Raw genomic sequence first — 21,474 nt, forward strand, 5'->3', positions numbered from 1 at the left:
TTCGCCGGCAAGCCGGCTCCTACGGTTTTGTGTAGGCCGCGAACCGGTTTGAGATCAGCGCGCTCGACGCGCCTTGAAGAATTCGCTCAGCACCGTGCCGCACTCCTCGGCCAGAACTCCGCCCTCGTACAGCACTCGATGGTTGAGAAACCCTTGGGTGAAGAACTGCCCCTGGCTCTGCACAATGCCGGCCTTGGGTTCCAGTGCGCCGTACACCACCCGGGCAATGCGCGAATGGACGATCAGCCCGGCGCACATGCTGCAAGGTTCAAGGGTCACGTACAGGGTGCTGCCGGGCAGGCGATAGTTGCTCACCGCCTGGGCCGCTTCGCGGATCGCCACCATCTCGGCGTGGGCGCTGGGATCGCTGCCGCTGATGGGGCAGTTGTAGCCACGGCCGATGACCTGCCCATCCAGCACCAGCACCGCGCCAACCGGCACCTCGCCCAGGGCAGCGCCCTGCGCGGCCAGGGCCAGGGCTTCACGCATGAAGTCCTGGTCGCGGCTGCGGTCGATGATCGGCGCCGGGCGTATCTGGCGCATCACACCACCTCGATGGCGGCCATAAGGCCGGTTTCCATGTGGTCGATCACGTGGCAGTGGAACATCCAGACCCCCGGGTTATCCGCCACCAGGGCGACCCGGGCACGCTCGTTCTTGCCCAGCAGGTAGGTGTCGGTGAAGTAGGGGGTGATCTTCTTGCGGTTCGAGGCGATGACCTTGAAGCTCATGCCGTGCAAGTGGATCGGGTGCTGGTACTGGGTCATGTTCTTCAATTCGAAAATGTAGCTCTTGCCCTTTTTCAGGGTGGCAATCGGGCGGTCGGCGCAGGTCTTGTCGGTGATGTCCCAGGCCTGGCCGTTGATCTGCCACAGGCTAGGCGGCTTGCCATTGTCCACGTTCACCGAGACCGAGCCAACCCATTCGAAATTGAAGTTGAGCTTCTCGGCGTTGTCGAGATCCGGCTCGGCCACGGGGTTGGCCGGCAAGGCAGCGGGCCACTGGGTGGGCGCGTCGTTGTTGGCCACCGAGCGCAAAGTGCCCAGGCGCACCGGTCCGTTGCGCAGGGACAACTCCACACCGGCCGCCGGCGCCTTGATCGCCAGGCAGATGCGCATGCCCGGGCCCAGCCAGTATTCCTTGCCCAAGGGGCGCGGCTCGATGGGGTTGCCGTCCAGGGCGTAGATCTGCGCTTCGACATCCGGGATGTTGATGCGGTAGGTCAGGGTGTTGTCCAGGTTCAGCAGTCGCACCCGGGTGATCTGCCCGGCCGGCAGATCGATCACCGCCTGGGACACACCGTTGATGGTGGACAGGCGCCCGGCCGTACCACCGCGCGCCGCCTCCCGAGGGATGCTGAAGGGCATGAACGCGCCCTCTTCATCCACGTGCCAGCTTTTCAGGCTCAGGGTGCGCTCGTACTTGAAGCCGGTGGGTTCGCGTTCTTCGATGATCAGCGGGCCCACCAGGCCGCGACCCAGTTCTTCGCTGCTGTTCACATGGGGGTGATACCAGTAGCTGCCGGCATCCGGCACGCGGAACTTGTAGTCGAAGTATTCGCCGGGCAGCACCGGCAGTTGCGAGACGTAAGGCACGCCGTCCATTTCCAGGGGCAGGCGGATGCCGTGCCAGTGGATGGTGGTGGCCACGGGCAGGTGGTTGATGAAGCGTACCCGCAGCCATTCGCCCTGCCGCACCCGCAGTTCGGTACCCGGCGCCGAAGGGCCGAAGGCCCAGGCCTCGGTCTTGTGCCCCGGCACCAGCTCCACGTCCAGTGGCGCGGCGATCAGCTCGTAATCGTGCCCCGCCTCGGCGTCAGCCATCTTTCCCAGCCAATAACGCGATGCGCCGCCCGCCCCCACGCCCACCACTACCAGACCGGCCAGACCACCGAGTATTTGTCGACGGGTAAAGGACATGGACTCAACTACCTCACGTATCAGCCGCGGGCCCAGGCCCGCAAAAGGCGAATACGATACACCCGCAGTTGAGAAACAGTAAGGCCGGCGCGGCGACGGGACGCAGGCGATACGGGGAAACGATGGGTGTTTTCGAGAGTCTGCTCGCTGGCAAGCCCGTTGCTCTTGCAGGAGCCGGCTGGCCGGCGAACAGCCCCCTCAGCCCTGCAATCCCAGCAGCAGATGCACCACGCCACCGGCCAGGGGCATCACCGCCGGTACCCCCGCCACGCGCAAGGCGCTGCTGTCCAGCAGTTGCGGATCATGCAGCTCAAGGCGCAGGCGGGTCAGGGCCAGGGGTTGCTGGCTCTTGATGTTGGCACTGCCACCCAGCGCCGCCAGCATTGCGTCATTCAGAACATTGCCGTTGGCCCTGGGGGCCTTCGGCTGATCAGGGATCAGGTCCGGAGTCAGGGCTTTCCAGAACGCGCGTTGCAATTTCTCGAACATTTTCAGTTCTCCAGAACCAGTGAATCGGCTGCGACTTGCTGCTTGTGCAGGTATTCACGTACCTGAACCGCGTCCTCCAGATCGATGATCCGAGCTGCCAGCGCCTGGCATTCGCTCAGATCCAGCTCGCGTACCCGGGCCTTGATGGCCGGAATCAACGGCACGCTCACCGACAGTTCGTCCACCCCCAGGCCCAGCAACAGCGGCACTGCCAGGGTTTCGGACGCCAGTGCACCACAGACTCCGACCCACTTGCCGTGGGCATGGGCGGCCTGCACCGTTCGCGCGATCAGGCGCAGCACCGACGGGTGGAAGCTGTCGGCCTGACTGGCCAGGCGCGGATGATCACGGTCCATGGCCAGGGTGTACTGGGTCAGGTCGTTGGTGCCGATGGAGAAGAAATCCACCTCCGGAGCAAAGCGGTCTGCCATCAGGGCCGCAGAAGGCACCTCGATCATGATGCCCAACTTGGGCCTTTCCGCCAGGCCCAGGGCCCGAACCTCGTCATCCAGTAGCTGCCGCGCCTGACGCAGCTCCGCCAGCTGGCTGACCATGGGCAACATGATGTGCAGGCGTGCCTGCCCGGCGCTGGCGAGAATCGCCCGGAACTGCTCCCGCAGCAGTTCGGGGCGCTCCAGGCACAGGCGGATGCCACGCAGGCCGAGAAAGGGGTTGGCTTCACTGTCCATGGGCACATAGGCCAGGGGCTTGTCGCCGCCCACGTCCAGGGTGCGCACCACCAGATTGCGCTCAGGGCCCAGGGCCTGGGCGATGGCCCGATAGGTTTCAGCCTGCTCCTCCAGGCTGGGGGCGTGGCTGCGGTCCTGGTAGAGGAACTCCGAACGCAACAGGCCGACGCCCTCGCCTCCCAGGCTCATGGCCTGCTCGGCCTCCGCCAGAGAGGCAATGTTGGCCGTGACCTCCAGATGATGACCATCGCGGGTCACCGCCGGTTGCGCCGCCTGGGCCAGGTCCTGACGCTGGCGCAGGCGTTGCTGCTGACGCAGGGACTCCAGTTGCTGCAAGCGTTGCGGGTCAGGGTCCGTATGCAGTTCTCCGCGATCGGCATCCAGCAGCACCCGGGTGCCGTTGGCCAGGGACAGGACCCGGGGCGACAGCCCACAGATCGCCGGCAGGCCCAGGGCTCGGGCGAGAATCGCCACGTGGCTGGTGGCGCCGCCGCCGACAGTGGCAAACCCCAGCACCTTGGCCGTGTCCAGGCTGGCGGTCTGCGAGGGCGTCAGTTGCTCGGCAATCAGAATGGCCTGGTCCGGCAAGCTCACGGCATGCTCTTGCACCCCGAGAATCAGCTTGAGCACCCGTTGGCCGACGTCCGCCAGATCCACCGCGCGTTCAGCCAGCAGCGTGCTGCCCAGGCCCTTGAACAGCTCGGCGGTAACCTCGATGGCACTGTTCCAGGCAAAGGCGGCGCTCTTGCCGGCGACGATCAGGGCTTCGGTTTGCTGCAACAGGCTCGGGTCGTCGAGGAGTTCCTGGTGGGCGCGGAAGATTTCCTGCTGTGCTTCACCCGGGGCATTGTCCCGCAGCTGTTGCAGGCCCCGCACCGCCTCTCGCAAGGCCTGCTCAAGGACTTCGCGCTCCTGCTGCGGGTTCGCCGCCCACTCGCTTATCTGCAAGCGCTGCTCAGCCACATGGACCACCTGGCCGACCGCCGAACCCGGTGACGCACAGACACCCCGCAGAACCGTCTCCAACGACTCATCCCGCGCCGCTACTGGCTCAGGACTCGGCGCCGCAGCACTGACTTTCTCGCCACAACCCGAGGCCAGCAGCTCCACCAGAACCTGGATCGCCTGCTCGGCATCCGCACCCGCAGCACTGACCTGCAAGACATCGCCCTGCACCGTCTGCAACGCCATGATCGACACCAGGGACTTGGCATTGGCCGAGTCCTGGCGCCGGTGCAGGCAGATATTCGCGGCAAAGCCCTTGGCGGCCTGGGCCAGCAACGCCGCCGGACGTGCATGCAGCCCCTGGGGGTTGCCCAGGATCAGCGGTTTGGAAAACAGCGCCTCAGTTTCAGCGCCCTCGACCTTGGCCCCTTCCTCTGCGCAGGCGGGCTCGATCTGCAACACCGGCTGTCCCAGCTCCACCAGCAGGCTGTCGGACACCAGTCCCGTCACCGCCTCGCCACTGACCACCAGCATCAGGGTCAACAGGCTGCGCGCGTGCAGGGCCAGATAATCAGCATCGAACTCGATCAGCGGCTGGCCTGCCGAGACCTGCTGACCCTCCTCGACCAGACAGGTGAAGCCCTTGCCTGCGAGGTTCACCGTGTCCAGCCCGATGTGCATCAGCACCTGCTGGCCCTGTTCACCGGTGATGCTCACTGCATGGCCGCTGTGCTGCAGGTTGCTGATCACCCCGGACAGAGGTGCGCAGAGGGTCTGGGAAGTCGGGTCGATGCACACGCCGTCGCCGATCACCCGGCTGGAAAACACCGGGTCCGGAACCTGGTCCAGGGGCAGCAGCACCCCGGACAGCGGCGCGAGCAATTGCAAGGGTTGGGTTATGGCCATGACGTCACCTGCTAATGATTCCTTGAAGTGCCGATGGAGCGCGAGCCCCGACAGCATCGCTTATTTCCACCAGTACTCGACCTGCAAACCGACGTTCGCACCGTGTCGGGCGGTGCCGAATACACCGCTGTCGGACAGCGCGGAGCCGGCCGCCAGTTCGTTGGCCGCGCGTTTGGCGGCCTCGTTCCAGCTGGCATAGGTGTAATACAGGCGCACCTCGGGCCGCGCCCAGAACTCCGGCCCCTTGGGCGACCAGGTGGGCGCGAAGGTGAACTTGCTGAGTTTGCGCGTGCCCCCGGGCGCTTCCACCTGATCGTGGCCAAACTCGGTCACCAGCTTGAACTGTTCGGTGATGGCATAGGCCGGGCGCACACCCAGGGAGATCCAGTTCTGGTCCTGGCCGTCGGGGCGAATGTCCTTCTGATAGACCGCCTCTACCTGGCCGCCGAAGCGCGGGGTGACCTGCCAATCGAAGAACTCCACCAGGCGATAGCTCTTGTTGCCGTCATCCAGGTAGGGATTGCCGGTGTAGCCCAGGCCGGTACCGGGCCCCTCACCGTATTGCAGGGCCAGTTTGTTCTTGCCACCGAAGAAGTCTTTCTGCACATGCTGGGTGGTGATCGCCCAGCCATTGTGGGCACCACGGCGATCGGGCTTTTCCAGGTAACTCAGGCCCAGCTCCAGCTCGCCGCCGGGGTTGGTCTGGAAGCCGGCAACGTTGAAGTCGTGACGGCTCACGGCCTGCTTCTGGTAGAGGTTGTCCTTGCGGGAAAAGGCGTAGCTGTATTTCAGATCGCCGATGCGCACGTCCTCGACCCCGCCGCCGGTGGCGCTCTGGTTCCAGTAGTAGAAGTCGGAAATATGGATGTCGTTACGCTTGTGGTAACGGCGCCCGGCCCACAGCGAGCCGCCATTGAGGCTGGGCAGGTTCGACCACTGGGCGTACATCTGCGGCATGCGCGCCGAGCCGTTCTCACCCTGGAAAGTCAGGTTGCGGTCGTAGCGGTTGTAGAGCGAGGCCATGCCGTCGACGCTGAGTACCGAACCGTCCTCCAGGGTGTACAGGTCCTGGCGCAGCTCAAGCTCGGCGTACTGCTCGCACTCGTTGCCCAGGCGGTACTTGGAGGGCGCGCCGGGTAGCTGAAAGCAGGATTGCGGGCCGCTGTTGACCGAAGTGCCAAGGCCGCTGCGCAGGTAGCCGGCGAACTCCAGGGCCTGGGCCGGAAAGGGCAATGCCAGGCACAGGCAGGACGCCGCCAGGCCGCGATTTATTGTTGTTTTCATAAGCCACCCCATTATTTTTATTGTGATATTTCGATCCGCAGAAGCCGGCTTGCCGACGAACGAAGCCCTGCGCTGTATCTGCAACAGCGCATTCACGGCAGAGGCAAACCGCCCGGCAGCTTCTGCGAGGATTGTCAGCAGTCGGTCAGGTGCAGGACGAAGGACTCATAGGGCCGCAGCCGCAAATGCCGGCTGCGGGCGCCATCCCCCGGGTAGTTGCTGATCAGCAGGCGCTGCTGCATGCCCGGCTCGATGACCTCCAGCGGCAATTCAACCTCGCACGGCGAACCGTAGAAGTTGCTCACCACCAGCAGTCGCTCGCCCTGCCCTTCCCGCACGTAGGCCCAGACCTGCGGATGCTCGGGCAGCAATTGGCGATAGACGCCGTGCTGGATCAAACCCTGCTCACGGCGCAACGCGATCAATTGGCGATAGTGGTGCAGCACTGATTGCGGGTCGTCGAGCTGTACCTGGACATTGATCTGGCCAGCATTGGCCGCAACCTCGATCCAGGGGGTGCCGCTGCTGAAACCGGCATTGGCCCCGGCATTCCACTGCATTGGCGTACGCCCGTTGTCCCGGGACTTCTGCTGGATCGCCGCCATGATGGCCTGCGGCTCTTCACCGGCCTCGCGCTTGAGGCGGTAGATGTTCAGGGTCTCGACGTCGCGATACTGCTCGATGCGCTGGAAATGCGGATTGGTCATGCCCAGTTCTTCGCCCTGATAGACAAAGGGCGTGCCCTGCAGCAGGTGCAATGCGGTGGCCAGCATCTTCGCCGACACCACACGGTGTTCGCCGTCGTCGCCAAAGCGCGATACCACCCGGGGCTGATCGTGGTTACACCAGAACAGCGCATTCCAGCCGCCACCGGCCTGCATGCCGGTTTGCCAGTCGGAGAGGATGCGCTTGAGCTCGAGGAAGTCGAAATCGGCTCGCAGCCACTTCTGCTGATTGGGGTAATCCACCTTCAGGTGATGGAAGTTGAAGGTCATGGACAACTCCTTCGACTCCGGGTTCGAGTAGCGGATGCAGTGTTCCAGGCGGGTGGACGACATCTCGCCGACATTCACCAGGTCATGGCCGGCGAACACTTCCCGATGCATTTCCTGCAAGTACTCATGAACGTTCGGGCCATCGGTATAGAAGCGCCGGCCATCACTCTGGTCCTCGGGGAAGTCCGCAGGCTTGGAGATGAGGTTGATCACGTCGAGGCGAAAGCCGCCGACGCCCTTGTCCCGCCAGAAGCGCATCATCTTGAAGACTTCGGCACGCACCTGGGGGTTGTCCCAGTTGAGGTCGGCCTGGGTGTGATCGAACAGGTGCAGGTAGTACTGCCCGGTCTGCGCTTCGTATTCCCAGGCCGAGCCGCCGAACTTGGACTCCCAGTTGTTGGGCTCATCGCGCCAGATGTAGAAGTCCCGGTAGGGGTTGTCCAGGCTGCTGCGCGCCTGCTGGAACCAGGCGTGCTCGATGGAGGTGTGGTTGACCACGATGTCCAGCATCAGCTTGATCCCGCGCTTGCCGGCCTCGGCGATCAGCAATTCGCAGTCGGCCATGCTGCCGTAGCTGGGATCGATGGCGTAGTAGTCGCTGATGTCATAGCCGTTGTCGCGTTGCGGCGAACGCAGGAACGGGGTCAACCACAGGCAATCGACCCCCAGCCAGTGCAGGTAGTCGAGCTTGTCTACCACTCCCAGCAGGTCGCCGGTGGCCTGCCCTTGGTGGCTGTGAAAACTTTTCGGGTAGATCTGGTAGATCACCGAACGCTGCCAGTCTTGCATGGGGGAATCCTTTGGAAAGTGCGAGGGCATTCGCCGGCGAGCCGGCTCCTGCAGGGCCGGTCAGGCCACTCGGTAGCCGGGACGGATGATCTTCAGGCTCAGGCCGCAGGTCAGGACGAAAGGCACCACCAGGGCGACGACCATGCCGATCACGAACATCGGGATGTATTGCGGAATGATCGAGATGAACCCCGGCAGCCCACCGACGCCGATAGCCGAGGCCTGGACCTTGTTCAGCGAGAGGAAGATGCTGCCCAGGGCCGAACCGATCAGCGCGGCATAGAACGGAAACTTGTAGCGCAGGTTGACGCCGAACATCGCCGGCTCGGTGATGCCGAAATAGGCCGAGATCGCCGAGGTCGAAGCCATGCTGCGGTCCCGGGCATTGCGGCTCATGGTGAACACCGCCAGGGCCGCGCTGCCCTGGGCCAGGTTGGACATGACGATCATGGGCCAGATAAAGGTGCCGCCCTGGGTGGAGATCAGTTGCAGATCGACCGCCAGGAACATGTGGTGCATGCCGGTGATCACCAGCGGCGCATAGAGGAGGCCAAAGATCGCCCCACCCACCACCGGCGCCAGGTCGAACAGGGTGACCACGCCTTCGGTGATCAGGATCCCCAGATGGCGGGTCACCGGGCCGATGATCGCCAGGGCCAGCACCCCGGTGACCACGATGGTGGTGATGGGCACCACCAGCAGGGTAATGGCGTTGGGCACCCGGGCCCGCAGCCATTTTTCGATCACGCTCATCACATAGGCTGCCAGCAGGATCGGCAGGATCTGCCCCTGGTAGCCGACCTTCTCGATCTGGAACAGGCCGAGGATGTCGAAGTACGGCAGGCTCTGGCCATCCAGCCCGGCCACGGCCTTGCCGTAGTTCCAGGCGTTGAGCAGGTCCGGGTGCACCAGCATCAGCCCCAGGACGATGCCGAGGATCTCGCTGCCGCCGAAGCGCTTGGCTGCCGACCAGCCCACCAGGGCCGGCAGGAACACGAAGGAAGTGTTGGCCATCAGGTTGATCAGGCTCCACAGCCCGTCCAGGCCCGGGTAGGCCTCGAGCAGGGTCTGGCCCTCGATGAACATGCCCTTGGCACCCAGCAGGTTGTTCACCCCCATCAGCAGGCCGGCGATGATCAGGGCCGGCAGGATAGGCATGAACACATCGGAGAACACCCGCACCAGGCGCTGCATGGCGTGGGTCTTCTGCGCGCCCTTGTCCTTCACATCGGCAATGGTCGAGGCCGCAAGGCCAGTCTGCTCACGCAGCGCCGCATAGACCTTTTCCACTTCGCCGGGGCCGATCACAACCTGGAACAGGCCGCCGGTGAAGAACGATCCCTTGACCAGGTCGATCTGGTTGAGCGTGGCGCTGTCGACCCGGCTCGGGTCCTTCAGGGCCAGGCGCAGGCGGGTCACGCAATGGGCAGCCTGCTCGAGGTTGTCGGCGCCACCGAGGCTGTGCAGCAACTCGCTGGCGATCGTTGAATAGTCGTGGCTCATGCTCGTTCTTCCACCTGAGTTTTTTGTTATTGGCAGCACGCCGAGGAGGAAACTACTCGTCTGTACGAGTTAAATCAACAACTCGTACAGACGAGTTTGGATTTTTCTTCTGGCCAACGCTCGAAATGTGCTTTTCCGAGCCGACTCCGGCCTGCCAGGTACATGGACAAATACCCCGCGCAGCCCTTAAGGTGCCTGCCTTGAGCACAGCGCGGCGCAGAGCCATCCCATGAGCAAATACAACCAGATCTACAGCGATCTGCTTGCCAGCATCACCACCGAACGTCTGGAGCGTGGCGCCCGCCTGCCTTCGGAAAGCGAACTGATGGACAGCTACCAGGCCAGCCGCGGCACCGTGCGCAAGGCCATCGAACTGCTGCAGGAGCGCGGCTTCGCGCAGAAGATCCACGGCAAGGGCACCTTCGTGCTCTCGCCCAATCCCATCGAGTTCCAACTGGGCGGCATCGTCAGCTTCCAGGAAACCTATCCAGGCCTGGGGGATGACGTCAGCACCGAGGTGGTGGAGTTCAGCCAGTTTCCTCTCGAAGGCCCGCTGCGGGCCCATCTGCAAGCCGAAGAAGGCAGCCTGATCACCCGGATCAAGCGGGTCAGGCGCATTGACGGCAAACGGGTGATTCTCGACATCAACCACTTTGTCGCCGATCTGATTCCAGGGCTGGACCGGCAGATCGCCGAGCAGTCGATCTATGCCTACATCGAACAAACCCTGCAATTGAGCATCAGCTACGCCCAACGCACCATCGAGGCCAGCCCGCGGAGCAAGGACGACCAGCAGTTGCTCGACCTGGACGGCCAGAGCCACGTGATCGTGGTGAGCAACCAGACCTTTCTCCAGGACGGGCGCCAGTTCGAGTACACCGAATCACGGCACACCCTGGACAAGTTCTACTTCTCCGACGTGGCGCGGCGCTGATTCAGCAACCATCTCCGAGGACGCATACGTCTATCAGTGACACTGGTTGCAGGACACCTTATCCATGTCAGTAAATTGCCGGCCTCTGTAGATCACCACATGGGAGCTTGCTGACTCGATTACTTACACATTGCATGGAGCAGCGATGAACCGACCTTTACTGGCTACAAAAATTGCCTCAGGCCTTTCTGGGTGGCACCAACTTCAAACCGCTCAGAATCTCAACAAGTTATCCGGCGAAGACTCCGCCCGGTCCGTCACGGCCCAGATCATAAACGCACAAGGTCAATTTCTTCCGGCAACCAGCCAGCTACCACCCGACTGGGGAAACACAAAAAAACGGGTAGATCTGGCCCTTCTGGGACGTTCGCTTAATACAGTTATCTGGTACGGCGCCATTGAACTCAAATGGCCGAGTTCGGCTGTCGATATGCATCAAGTCCGACAGAATATCTTCCAGGATGCTATGCGCCTGGCATTTATCAGCACAAACGGACTGAGAGCCAGATTCCTCATCGTGGGTGGTGAAAGCAGCACTATCAGCACATTGTTCGATACCCAACATCCCAATGCGCCTGATCGAGAAGGCCGCCGGCAAGCCTTTGCCCGCCTGTTCTCCCGCGACTTGAGCAATCCCCGTGGCTTTCTTCCTTCCAACGAATGGGCGGTAAGCTTTCCGCAGGCCGGCGATAGAGTGCCGCAAACGACGTTCAACGGATTCAATGGCAGATTGAAAACCGAACTCATTGCGCATTCACAATCGAAAATAGGCTCCACCACCGTAGGCTCTGTGTTTATCTGGCAGTGCAGCCGCACCCGCGGCACAGCAGCCCCGAATAGCGGACAAGCGGGTTTGACACCATAAGGGTGGTGCTTCACGGAATCCCGTTTCGATACACTGTCTCCTGAAAATCACCGACTCGGCAGTTTGCACCCAATAGATAGCCTTCGTCCGCACACAGATGCGTCGCTTAATCATCTTGCAAGCTGCCAACAAGGACCTTCATGAACCACCACCAAGCCTTCAAGGCGCATCTGGACACTCTTCCCCACGGTGTAGATATTCTGCGGGTATGCAAAAGCTACAAGACCGCTGAGGGCGACTATGCCTTTGAGCTCAACGGTCGCTTAAAGGCCGGCCTGCCTCTGGAAAGATTTTTTAGCGACCTATCGCATCTCAAGAAGCTCATAGGCGCTACGCCAACAGACACCATCACCTTGTTTCGAATGACATCAGAGGCGGAGTTTTCCGTTCCATTACTTCAAGCCCTTGAAGGAACCTTCACCTATCAAGCCTTCATGTCGACTACGAGCGATATCAACGAGCTGGGGAAATTCATCCCGCTATCAGGCGCACCGCTGATCCTTGAAATAGAGTGCCCGCCTGGCATGGCATTCGCGCCTATCGATTTCATTTCTGGAATCAAGGAAGGTGAATACCTGCTTGGCTGTGGAACTAAGTTCCGAATGACTTCCGATCCGCAAGCCCTGAGCGTGGAGCAAGCCAAGGAATACGCTTCAGGACGCAGTGACCTGCGGCTTATAAAGCTCAAGGTCGTCGAGAACCCACCCTATATTGAACCTGACAGCCTCCTCCAGATCAGCGTCTGACTTCATGATCGCCAAGGCAACCTGGCACCTAACCACGCGTAGACCGTATCGGAGCTAGGTTGCCAGGCGAATACCCCATCAGCCCAGCAAGGCCACCAGTTCACCGCTGAGGGGGCCGATGCGCTGCGACTCCTTGGCGGTGTTCACCTGCTGCGCCACCCGCGCCACCTCGATCACCGGGTGCTTGAGGGCGTAGCCGCCCTTGCTGTCCAGCCAGCTCAGGACCTCCGCCAAGTGCCACAGCGAAGCGCTGCCTTCATGGATCGCCAGGGGAAAGCTGTCGGCATGGCCGAGCATCAGCTTGCGCATGTTCTGCCGGGACACGCCGACGATCTCGGCGATCTCGCTGAGGCCGACAAAATCCGGGCTGGCCTCCACCAGCCGCGCTTCGGGAATGATCCGCTTGATATCCGCCAGGGCACTGAGCAGCGCCGCCTCGGCGCTCTCGGCCTCGCGACTGAACTCCAGGGCCAGGCGCCCGGCCAGGCCGGTGCCCACCAGGACGTCGGTGCAACCCGCCGCACCGAGGCGCTCCACCAGTTGCAGCGGATCACAGCCCTCCAGCGGCAGCAGGTAGTTGAGGGTGAACAGGTATTCCATGGTGCTTACTCCTTGCGGGCTGCCGGCGACTTGGCTCCACGCAGCTGGTTCAGGGTGCAGTTATCGATCACCCGGCATAACGCCCGGGCGTGCTGGGTCGGGTTCTTCGGCGTGCGCCATACGCTGGTGATGGAGAACTCGCCACAGCGACACACTTCGTTGTTGTACGGACAGTAGATCTGCCCCCAGGCATGACCACCGCCGACCTCGATGCGCCAGCCCTGCCATTCGGCGTAGCGCAGGGCCATTTCAATGTCCTTCTTGGGATGAGTTGCACGAGCCATCCATAGCCTCCAGTATCGCCAGTCACACAAGGTTGTCAACCGACAACCTTGTACCGTCCGATCAAACCCCGCCGCGAACAAGCCACAGCAAAAACAGGCGGGGGAGATCCAAGGGTAGAGAGAAGCCCAGGACAAGGGGCCGAGCATGTCTTACGTGATATTGCCGGAAGGCGAAAAAGCGCCGCTTCCAAAGGTCCTGCAACACAAATGCCGATGTGTACCGCAGGCAATCCCCCAGAAACGACAATGGCGATCGACACCCGAAGGTCCCGATCGCCATTGGCTAACGCGAATGGATCAAGCGCCGATCACTCGGCCCCGATCATTCCCACTCAATCGTGGCCGGCGGCTTGCTCGACACGTCGTAGGTGACGCGGGAGATGCCTTCGATCTCGTTGATGATCCGGCCGCTGACGGTTTCCAGCAGTTCGTAAGGCAGGTGCGCCCAACGTGCGGTCATGAAGTCGATGGTTTCCACGGCGCGCAGGGCCACGACCCAGGCGTAACGACGGCCATCACCTACCACGCCCACGGATTTCACCGGCTGGAACACCACGAATGCCTGGCTGACCTTGTGGTACCAGTCGGCCTTGCGCAGCTCTTCGATGAAGATGTGGTCGGCGCGACGCAGCAGGTCGGCGTATTCCTTCTTCACTTCACCAAGGATGCGCACACCCAGGCCCGGGCCCGGGAACGGGTGACGGTAGACCATGTCGTACGGCAGGCCCAGTTCCAGGCCCAGACGGCGGACTTCGTCCTTGAACAGCTCGCGCAGTGGCTCGACCAGCTTGAGGTTCATTTCCTCCGGCAGGCCGCCCACGTTGTGGTGCGACTTGATCACGTGGGCCTTGCCGCTTTTCGCGCCAGCCGACTCGATCACGTCCGGGTAGATGGTGCCCTGGGCCAGGTACTTGATGTTTTCCAGCTTGCAGGATTCGGCATCGAACACGTCAATGAAGGTACGGCCGATGATCTTGCGCTTCTTCTCCGGGTCGGCTTCGCCGGCCAGGTTATTGAGGAACTGCTCCTCGGCGTTGGCGCGGATCACCTTGACGCCCATGTTCTCGGCGAACATGGCCATTACTTGCTCGCCTTCGTGCAGGCGCAGCAGGCCGTTGTCGACGAAGACGCAGGTCAGCTGGTCGCCGATGGCCTTGTGCAGCAGGGCCGCGACCACCGAGGAGTCGACGCCGCCGGACAGGCCCAGCAGGACGTTGTCGGTGCCAACCTGGGCACGGATCTGGGCAATGGCGTCCTCGGCGATCTTCGACGGGGTCCACAGCGCTTCACAGCCGCAGATATCGAGGATGAAGCGCGACAGGATGCGACCGCCCTGCTTGGTGTGGGTCACTTCCGGGTGGAACTGCACGCCGTAGTAGCGCAGGTCGTCGTTGAACATGCCGGCAATCGGGCAGCTCGGGGTGCTGGCCAGGATGTGGAAGTCTTCCGGCATCTTGGTGACCTTGTCACCGTGGCTCATCCAAACGTCTAGGCCGAACAGGCCGTCGGCGTCGACGTGGTCTTCGATGCCGTCCAGCAGGCGGCTCTTGCCGACCACATCAACCCGGGCATAGCCGAACTCACGCAGCTCGGAGCCTTCGACCTTGCCGCCCAACTGCTCGGCCATGGTCTGCATGCCGTAGCAGATGCCGAAGACCGGGACGCCCAGGTCAAACACCGCCTGCGGGCAGCGAGGGCTGTTGGCTTCGTGCACGGATTCGGGGCCGCCGGCGAGGATGACACCTTTGGGAGCGAATTCGCGGATCGCTTCGTCGTCCATGTCGAACGGATGCAGTTCGCAGTAGACCCCGATCTCGCGCACACGGCGGGCGATCAGTTGGGTGTACTGGGAACCGAAGTCGAGGATCAGGATACGGTGAGCGTGAATGTCGAGGGCCATGGTCAGTCTCGTCTAATTTCAGAAACGACACGGGGCTGAAAAACACAGCCCCGGTTACTAAATTCGTCAATCGCCTCCGGGCCTTGGCCTGGAGGCGATCACTATCAACCTACGCGATAGTTTGGCGCTTCCTTGGTGATCTGCACGTCGTGGACGTGGGATTCAGCCATGCCGGCACCGGTGATGCGGACAAACTCCGGCTTGGTGCGCATTTCTTCAATGTTGGCGCTACCGGTGTAGCCCATGGAAGAACGCAGGCCGCCCATCAGCTGATGGATGATCGCGGTCAGGGTGCCCTTGTACGGCACGCGACCTTCGATACCTTCCGGCACCAGCTTCTCGGCACCCGCGGAGGAGTCCTGGAAGTAGCGGTCGGAAGAGCCCTGGGCCTGGGACATGGCGCCCAGGGAACCCATGCCACGGTAAGCCTTGTAGGAGCGGCCCTGGAACAGCTCGATCTCGCCTGGAGCCTCTTCGGTACCGGCGAACATCGAACCCATCATCACGCAGGAAGCACCGGCGACGATGGCCTTGGACAGGTCACCGGAGAACCGGATACCGCCGTCGGCGATCAGCGGCACGCCAGTGCCTACCAGCGCCGCTGCAACATTGGCGATGGCGCTGATTTGCGGCACGCCAACACCGGCAACGATACGGGTGGTGCAGATCGAGCCCGGGCCGATACCGACCTTGACTGCGTCGGCGCCAGCTTCGGCCAGGGCCTTGGCAGCAGCGCCAGTGGCGATGTTGCCGCCGATCACCTGCACTTGCGGGAAGTTCTCCTTGACCCAGCGAACGCGGTCGATCACGCCTTTGGAGTGACCGTGGGCGGTGTCCACCACCACCACGTCGACACCGGCATTGACCAGCGCAGCAACGCGATCGCCAGTGTCCTTGCCAGTACCGACCGCAGCGCCGACGCGCAGGCGACCCTGGTCGTCCTTGCTGGCCAGAGGGTAAGCCTTGGCTTTCTCGATATCGTTGACGGTCATCATGCCCTTGAGAGCGAAGGCGTCGTCGACGATCAGTACACGCTCGATGCGGTGCTTGTGCAGCAGCTCGCGGACGGCGGTCTTGTCGGCGCCTTCCTTGACCGTGACCAGGCGCTCTTTAGGCGTCATCACTTCACGGACGCTGACTTCCAGACGGCTTTCGAAACGCACGTCACGGGAAGTCACGATGCCCACCAGGTCGCCGTTGTGCAGTACCGGCACACCGGAGATGTTATGCATGCTGGTCAGTTCGAGCAGGTCACGCACGGTGGCGTCGGCCTCGATGGTGATCGGGTCCTTGACCACACCGGCTTCGAAACGCTTGACCTTGCGCACTTCGGCAGCCTGCTGCTCGATGGTCATGTTCTTGTGGATGATGCCGATGCCGCCTTCCTGAGCCATGGCGATTGCCAGACGGGCTTCAGTGACGGTGTCCATGGCGGCGGAAACCAGTGGAATATTCAGCTCGATGCCACGGGTCAAACGGGTCTTAAGACTGACTTCATTAGGCAGTACTTCGGAATAACCGGGCACTAGGAGAATGTCGTCGAAGGTGAGGGCTTCTTGGCTGATACGCAGCATCGCGGGGGCTCCCGGGCGGGAAAATGGAAGCGCGCCATTATACTCAGACAGCTACCCGGGCTCAATGTAAAACTCTGGCTAATATCGCTGGAGTGATAGATGGAGATATCCGCGCGCTACAACTCGACCTTGACCCAACTTATCGGCTGATCCAGCCAGTCGGCGAACTCGTCGATAAAGCTCTGTTTAAAACCCGCTTCGGCCCAGTTGTTGAAGATGAAGCCCAAGTTGGAAAAACCGCATTCCTGAAGAAACAGAAAGCCGTTGATGTCATCTTCATGGCCGCATTCGGGGCAGGTGAAGTTGTCGGTACGCCCTGGCATCCAGTCTTCCAGGCTCTCGAACAGCGCTTCGCCGATTTCCTGCCGGCACTCGGCACAGCCCGCTTCCTCGAGAAAGCCCTTGGCCGGGGTATAGATGCAGCGCTTGGTGATGATTTCCAGGCCATTGATCGGCTCGCCGAAGGGCAGCGCCTCTGGCCGCAGCACCACCTCCCGTGCCCCGGCGGCAATGGCGTGCCCCATGCGATTGCCCGTGCGCCCGCAGGTGCTGAGGCTTTCCTCGACGATGTTCTTGCGCACCAGCCAGCGCACGATCGCCCGGGCCCGGGGCTCGTGCACCGGCAGGGTGGAAATTTTCGGGACGAGGATGCTTTGGGAGTTCATGGATAAGCCTGGAACATGCGGGGACGGTACTCACGCTTTCGCCGGCAAGCCGGCTCCTGTCATCAATTGTAGGAGCCGGCCTGCCAGCGAACGAATTCAAAGGCCCGCAGCTTAATCCCTGGCCCCAGCAGGTCAAGTGCTCAGGTAACGGCCGATCAAGGCAACGCCACTGGCCAGCACCAGCCAGGTCACCAGGCGTACAAAAGCCTCCCGGGACAGTTTCATCGTCAACCGGCGGCCAATCCACGACCCCAAGGCCATCGCCGGCAACAGGCATAGCGCCAATAGCAGCAGCGGCAACTCGGCATAGACCCCGGCCAGGGCGAACAGGCTCAGGCGCACCACGGTGCTGCAACTGATCAGCGCGCTCTGGGTCGCCCGCGCCGGATCCTTGGGCAGGCGGCTGTTCAGGTAGATGGCATATAGAAAGCCGCCACTGCCGAAGAGGGCGCCAAACAGCCCACCGACAATCCCCATCGGCACCGCCCAGCCGGCCGCCAGTTGGGTCGGACGCGCCTTCACCCACAGGCTGTAGATGGCATAAGCACTGATGAACAACCCCATCAATAGCAGCAACAGATCGGATTTGAGGTTGAGCAGGAAGATCACCCCCAAGGTGCAACCCACTGCCATGCAGGGCAACAGGCGCAGCAACTCCGGCCTGGCCACATCCTTGCGCGAGGGCAGAAGGTTGCCAAAGGCCGCGACAAAATCCAGGAGCACCAGCAGCGGCACGATCTTCGACAGCGGCATGAACAGGATCAGCACCGGCCCGGCCACCAGCGCCGTACCGAACCCGGCAATGCCGAACACTATGTACGCCAGCGCGATACCCAGGCCGATCACCAACCAACTGCCCGGGCCGAAAGACCACTGGTTCAAACCCTCGATTACCACGCTCATCGCTGCGACTTCCCAGTTGAATACGCAGTGACTTTAGCCAGCAGTGAGCCTTGCGACTAATATCGTCCAAGTCGCCAACTCATCGCAAAAAGGCATGCCTCGTGATTTCGACCCGCCAACTGCGCTATTTCGTGGAAATCGCCGAATGCGGCAGCTTCAGCGCCGCCGCCGAGCGCCTGTTCGTCGCCCAGTCAGCCCTCAGCCGGCAGATCAAGGAGTTGGAGAACCAATTGCAGACCCCACTGTTCGAGCGCACCGCGCGCCTGCCGCGGCTGACGGCGGCCGGTGAAGCGTTTTTCCCCAAGGCACGCAACCTGCTGAGCGAATTGCACAAGGCCAGCGAACTGGCCACTCAGGTAGGCCTGGGGCAATTGGGCACCTTGCGCCTGAGCCACTCCAGCACCGTGCCCATGAGCGGCCGGCTACTCCAGGGCATCGGCAGCTACTTGCAGCATTGCCCTGGAGCCTCGATGGACATCGCCAAGCTGTCTTCCGAGGCGCAACTGGAAGAGTTGGCGCAGGGGCACCTGGATATCGGCCTGTTGCGCCTGCCGGTGTTACGTCAACGGGCAGGTGTACAGATCACGCCCCTGTTCGCCGAACCCTTGCTGCTGGCGGTGCCACCTCAGCACCCACTGGCGCTGGACCCTCCGGCCGGGGGCGTCGACCTGGCCCAGCTTCGCGAGGAAGCCTTCATCTCCATCCCCCACCCCCAGCGGGGCGGCTTGAGTTACCTCTCGGCCGAGCTGTGCATGCGCCAGGGCTTTTTTCCCAGGGCGGCGCGGGTGATGTCGCGCAAGACCACCCAATTGCAACTGATCCAGGCCGGCTTCGGCATCGCCCTGCTGCCGGAGTCGATGCAGGACATCGCCCCGGCCAGCATCCGCTTCCTGCCGCTGGCGGATGCCGATTGCCAGAGCACCGTGGCCCTCGCCTATCGACAGGAGCCGACGCCGCTGGTGGCGCAATTCGTCGAACATTTTCGCAATCACTTGTAGTTGATTTGCGTTGTTCCATTCAGAGACAGGCCTTTAAACTGCGCCCCATGATTAAAGATCCCTTCGCACGACTCGGCCTGGACCGCGAGGTCCTCACCGTCACCCAGCTCAACGGCCGCGCCCGGGTGCTGCTCGAGGACGTGTTCAGCAATATCTGGGTGGAGGGCGAGATCTCCAACCTCGCCCGCCCGGCTTCCGGCCATGTGTACTTCACCCTCAAGGACAGCGGCGCCCAGGTGCGCTGCGCACTGTTCCGGCAGAACGCCGCGCGGGTCCGCCAGGCGCTGAAGGACGGCCTGGCGGTCAAGGTGCGGGGCAAGGTCTCGCTGTTCGAAGGGCGCGGTGACTACCAGCTGATTCTCGACACCGTGGAACCGGCCGGTGATGGCGCCCTGCGCCTGACTTTCGATGCCCTGAAAGACAAGCTGAGCGCCGAAGGGCTGTTCAGCGCCGAACGCAAAGTGCCACTGCCGGCCCATCCGCAACGCATCGGCATCATCAGTTCACCCACCGGCGCGGTGATCCGCGACATCATCAGTGTGTTCCGGCGCCGCGCACCGCAGGTCGTGCTGACCCTGATCCCTACCGCCGTGCAGGGCCGCGAGGCTACGGCGCAGATCGTCCGAGCCCTGCAGCTGGCCGACGCCCGGGGCTTCGACGCGCTGATCCTGGCCCGTGGCGGCGGCTCCCTGGAGGACCTCTGGTGCTTCAACGAAGAGGCAGTGGCCCGTGCGGTGGATGCCTGCGTGACACCGATCGTCAGCGCCGTCGGTCATGAAACCGACGTCTCCATCAGTGATTTCGTGGCCGACGTTCGCGCGCCCACGCCTTCCGCAGCAGCCGAACTGCTGGCCCCCGATTCCAGTGACCTGCAACGCCGGGTCGACAACCTGCATCGACGCCTGGTGATGCGCATGCGCGACCGGCTGGTGCGCGACCGGCTGCGCCTGGACGGCCTGGCGCGACGCCTGCGCCATCCCGGTGAACGCCTGCGCCAGCAGGCACAGCGCCTGGACGACCTGGACATGCGCCTGCGCCGCGCCTTCGAGCGCAGCCTGAATACCCGTCGCGAACGCTTGATCCGCCTGGAAACCCGCCTCGGAGCCCAGCATCCAGGGCGGCAACTGGCACTGCTGCGCCAGCGCCTGGACAGCTTGGCCGAACGCCTGCCCCGGGCCATGCGCGAAGGCCTCAAGGGCCGCCGCCTGCAATTGCACAGCCAGATGCAGACCCTGCATGTGGTCAGCCCCCTGGCCACCCTGGGGCGCGGTTACAGCATCCTGCTGGACGATCGCGGGCAGGCCATTCGCAGTGCCGGCCAGACCCGCCCAGGCCAGCGCCTCAGTGCCCGCCTGGGCGAAGGCGAGCTGCAAGTACGCGTCGAAGACAACCACCTGACGCCCGTCACCCTTTCTCTACTGGATTGATCCATGCCGCGTTTTCTCTGCTCCCTGCTGTTGCTGTGCCTGGCCTTCAATGCTCACGCCGACAGCTACATCACCCGCCTGCTGAACAAACCCGTGCCCGGTGGCGTAGCGGTGGTCGACCTGGGCAGCGCCGCCCAGGCGCCCAAGGCCAGCTACCAGGGCAAGCCGGTGCTGGTGGTGAAGGAGCAGAACAACTGGCTGGCGATTGTCGGCATCCCGCTGACGGTCAAGCCCGGCACTCAACAAGTAAGCACCGGCGGGCGCAGCCTGAACTTCGTGGTCGGCAACAAGAAATACCCGGAGCAGCACATCACCCTGAAGAACCAGCGCCAGGTCAATCCGAACCCGGCGGACCTCAAGCGCATCGACGGCGAGTTGGCGGAACAGATCCGCGCCTACCGCAGCTTCAGCCCCAACACCCCAAGCAACCTGCTGTTGGACAAGCCGGTGAATGGCCCCCTGTCGAGCAAGTTCGGCGTACGCCGTTTCTTCAACGGTGAAGAGCGCAACCCTCACGCGGGCCTGGACTTCGCGGTGCCGGCAGGCACACCGATCAAGACCCCAGCGGCGGGCAAAGTGATCCTGATCGGCAACTACTTCTTCAACGGCAACACCGTGTTCGTCGACCACGGCCAGGGCTTCATCAGCATGTTCTGCCACATGTCGAAAATCGACGTGAAGATCGGCCAGTCCCTGGCCCGTGGCGCCGTGGTGGGCAAGGTGGGGGCGACCGGCCGCGCCACCGGGCCGCATATGCACTGGAACGTCAGCCTGAATGATGCGCGGGTCGATCCGGCCATCTTTATCGGGGCCTTCCAGCCCTGATCGCGCAGCGCCGCTTGCCTGCATCAGGCATTGATTCAGCGGCGAGCCGACGCCCACAGGGATTGCGCAGCCCTACTCGACTGCGCAATCGTTAGTATTCTTTCAAAGAATACCCAGCATAAAATCTCGATATAGCTTTGTTTTCGAGTATTCCTCTCAATTTTTTTCGACTGCTTGCCATCTCTCACCCCAGTGGTTAGGGTTGAGCACATGAAAACCTCTCACACCCTCATT

Annotated in this window: 19 protein-coding genes; 6 read left to right on the top strand and 13 right to left on the bottom strand. The window is 62.6% G+C overall.

The annotated features are described in order from the left end of the window. Nucleotides 1–54: 54 nt before the first annotated feature. The 7 genes from tadA to treP all read right to left on the bottom strand — a co-directional run bounded on the left by tadA (nucleotide 55) and on the right by treP (nucleotide 9,519). The gene (gene tadA / locus F6S12_RS19275) at nucleotides 55–543 is read right to left on the bottom strand and encodes a tRNA adenosine(34) deaminase TadA (RefSeq protein WP_011063181.1); all 489 of its coding nucleotides are present in this window, start codon (nucleotides 541–543) and stop codon (nucleotides 55–57) included. After that, entirely contained in the window at nucleotides 543–1,919 is a 1,377-nt protein-coding gene (locus tag F6S12_RS19280) for a multicopper oxidase family protein (protein ID WP_015636864.1), read from the bottom strand. Before F6S12_RS19280 ends, tadA begins: the two co-directional genes overlap by 1 nt. A 198-nt stretch (nucleotides 1,920–2,117) precedes the next feature. Next, nucleotides 2,118–2,408 (bottom strand): PTS transporter subunit EIIB, encoded by a 291-nt coding sequence (locus F6S12_RS19285; RefSeq protein WP_011063183.1) that lies wholly within the window; start codon nucleotides 2,406–2,408, stop codon nucleotides 2,118–2,120. A gap of 2 nt (nucleotides 2,409–2,410) precedes the next feature. Then, nucleotides 2,411–4,948 carry a phosphoenolpyruvate--protein phosphotransferase gene (gene ptsP / locus F6S12_RS19290; protein WP_315869218.1) on the bottom strand — a complete coding sequence of 846 codons (2,538 nt, stop codon included), beginning with the start codon at nucleotides 4,946–4,948 and terminating at the stop codon, nucleotides 2,411–2,413. Nucleotides 4,949–5,008: 60 nt separating this feature from the next. Further along, nucleotides 5,009–6,232: a carbohydrate porin gene (locus tag F6S12_RS19295; RefSeq protein WP_315869219.1), complete on the bottom strand. Its 1,224-nt coding sequence runs from the start codon at nucleotides 6,230–6,232 to the stop codon at nucleotides 5,009–5,011. Nucleotides 6,233–6,366: 134 nt separating this feature from the next. After that, nucleotides 6,367–8,016 carry an alpha,alpha-phosphotrehalase gene (treC, locus tag F6S12_RS19300; RefSeq protein ID WP_315869220.1) on the bottom strand — a complete coding sequence of 550 codons (1,650 nt, stop codon included), beginning with the start codon at nucleotides 8,014–8,016 and terminating at the stop codon, nucleotides 6,367–6,369. A 60-nt stretch (nucleotides 8,017–8,076) separates the two neighbouring features. After that, nucleotides 8,077–9,519, bottom strand: a complete 1,443-nt coding sequence (treP, locus tag F6S12_RS19305) for a PTS system trehalose-specific EIIBC component (protein WP_011063187.1) — start codon at nucleotides 9,517–9,519, stop codon at nucleotides 8,077–8,079. A 229-nt stretch (nucleotides 9,520–9,748) separates the two neighbouring features. On the opposite strand from treP, the gene treR reads away from it, so the two are divergent. The 3 genes from treR to F6S12_RS19320 all read left to right on the top strand — a co-directional run bounded on the left by treR (nucleotide 9,749) and on the right by F6S12_RS19320 (nucleotide 12,064). Further along, a complete protein-coding gene (treR, locus tag F6S12_RS19310) occupies nucleotides 9,749–10,453 on the top strand; it encodes a trehalose operon repressor (RefSeq protein ID WP_011063188.1) in 705 nt (234 codons plus the stop codon). Nucleotides 10,454–10,598: 145 nt separating this feature from the next. Further along, the gene (locus F6S12_RS19315; protein WP_125062140.1) at nucleotides 10,599–11,318 is read left to right on the top strand and encodes a hypothetical protein; all 720 of its coding nucleotides are present in this window, start codon (nucleotides 10,599–10,601) and stop codon (nucleotides 11,316–11,318) included. A 140-nt stretch (nucleotides 11,319–11,458) separates the two neighbouring features. Continuing rightward, nucleotides 11,459–12,064 (top strand): hypothetical protein, encoded by a 606-nt coding sequence (locus F6S12_RS19320; RefSeq protein WP_152686413.1) that lies wholly within the window; start codon nucleotides 11,459–11,461, stop codon nucleotides 12,062–12,064. A gap of 78 nt (nucleotides 12,065–12,142) precedes the next feature. On the opposite strand, the gene F6S12_RS19325 is transcribed toward F6S12_RS19320, so the two are convergent. The 6 genes from F6S12_RS19325 to F6S12_RS19350 form a co-directional block, all read right to left on the bottom strand. After that, the gene (locus tag F6S12_RS19325) at nucleotides 12,143–12,664 is read right to left on the bottom strand and encodes a helix-turn-helix transcriptional regulator (protein WP_161466614.1); all 522 of its coding nucleotides are present in this window, start codon (nucleotides 12,662–12,664) and stop codon (nucleotides 12,143–12,145) included. A gap of 5 nt (nucleotides 12,665–12,669) precedes the next feature. Next, nucleotides 12,670–12,948: a hypothetical protein gene (locus F6S12_RS19330; protein WP_152686414.1), complete on the bottom strand. Its 279-nt coding sequence runs from the start codon at nucleotides 12,946–12,948 to the stop codon at nucleotides 12,670–12,672. A 322-nt stretch (nucleotides 12,949–13,270) separates the two neighbouring features. Further along, complete coding sequence (gene guaA, locus F6S12_RS19335) at nucleotides 13,271–14,848, bottom strand: glutamine-hydrolyzing GMP synthase (protein WP_011063192.1); 1,578 nt, start codon at nucleotides 14,846–14,848, stop codon at nucleotides 13,271–13,273. Between the two features lie 104 nt (nucleotides 14,849–14,952). After that, complete coding sequence (guaB, locus tag F6S12_RS19340; protein WP_015636874.1) at nucleotides 14,953–16,422, bottom strand: IMP dehydrogenase; 1,470 nt, start codon at nucleotides 16,420–16,422, stop codon at nucleotides 14,953–14,955. Nucleotides 16,423–16,538: 116 nt separating this feature from the next. After that, nucleotides 16,539–17,087, bottom strand: a complete 549-nt coding sequence (locus F6S12_RS19345) for a hypothetical protein (RefSeq protein WP_011063194.1) — start codon at nucleotides 17,085–17,087, stop codon at nucleotides 16,539–16,541. Between the two features lie 132 nt (nucleotides 17,088–17,219). Continuing rightward, nucleotides 17,220–17,990, bottom strand: a complete 771-nt coding sequence (locus F6S12_RS19350) for a sulfite exporter TauE/SafE family protein (RefSeq protein ID WP_053153589.1) — start codon at nucleotides 17,988–17,990, stop codon at nucleotides 17,220–17,222. A 101-nt stretch (nucleotides 17,991–18,091) separates the two neighbouring features. Here F6S12_RS19350 and F6S12_RS19355 point away from each other — a divergent pair, with 101 nt between their 5' ends. Genes F6S12_RS19355 through F6S12_RS19365 form a run of 3 tightly spaced genes read left to right on the top strand, consistent with a single transcriptional unit; the run spans nucleotide 18,092 to nucleotide 21,240 of the window. Then, the gene (locus F6S12_RS19355) at nucleotides 18,092–18,988 is read left to right on the top strand and encodes a LysR family transcriptional regulator (RefSeq protein ID WP_019093103.1); all 897 of its coding nucleotides are present in this window, start codon (nucleotides 18,092–18,094) and stop codon (nucleotides 18,986–18,988) included. Between the two features lie 47 nt (nucleotides 18,989–19,035). Next, entirely contained in the window at nucleotides 19,036–20,415 is a 1,380-nt protein-coding gene (gene xseA, locus F6S12_RS19360; RefSeq protein WP_315869221.1) for an exodeoxyribonuclease VII large subunit, read from the top strand. Between the two features lie 3 nt (nucleotides 20,416–20,418). Continuing rightward, the gene (locus F6S12_RS19365) at nucleotides 20,419–21,240 is read left to right on the top strand and encodes a M23 family metallopeptidase (protein WP_011063198.1); all 822 of its coding nucleotides are present in this window, start codon (nucleotides 20,419–20,421) and stop codon (nucleotides 21,238–21,240) included. Nucleotides 21,241–21,474: the final 234 nt, after the last annotated feature.

Source organism: Pseudomonas sp. JV245A, assembly GCF_032424515.1.
In the GTDB taxonomy this organism is placed as follows: domain Bacteria; phylum Pseudomonadota; class Gammaproteobacteria; order Pseudomonadales; family Pseudomonadaceae; genus Aquipseudomonas; species Aquipseudomonas protegens.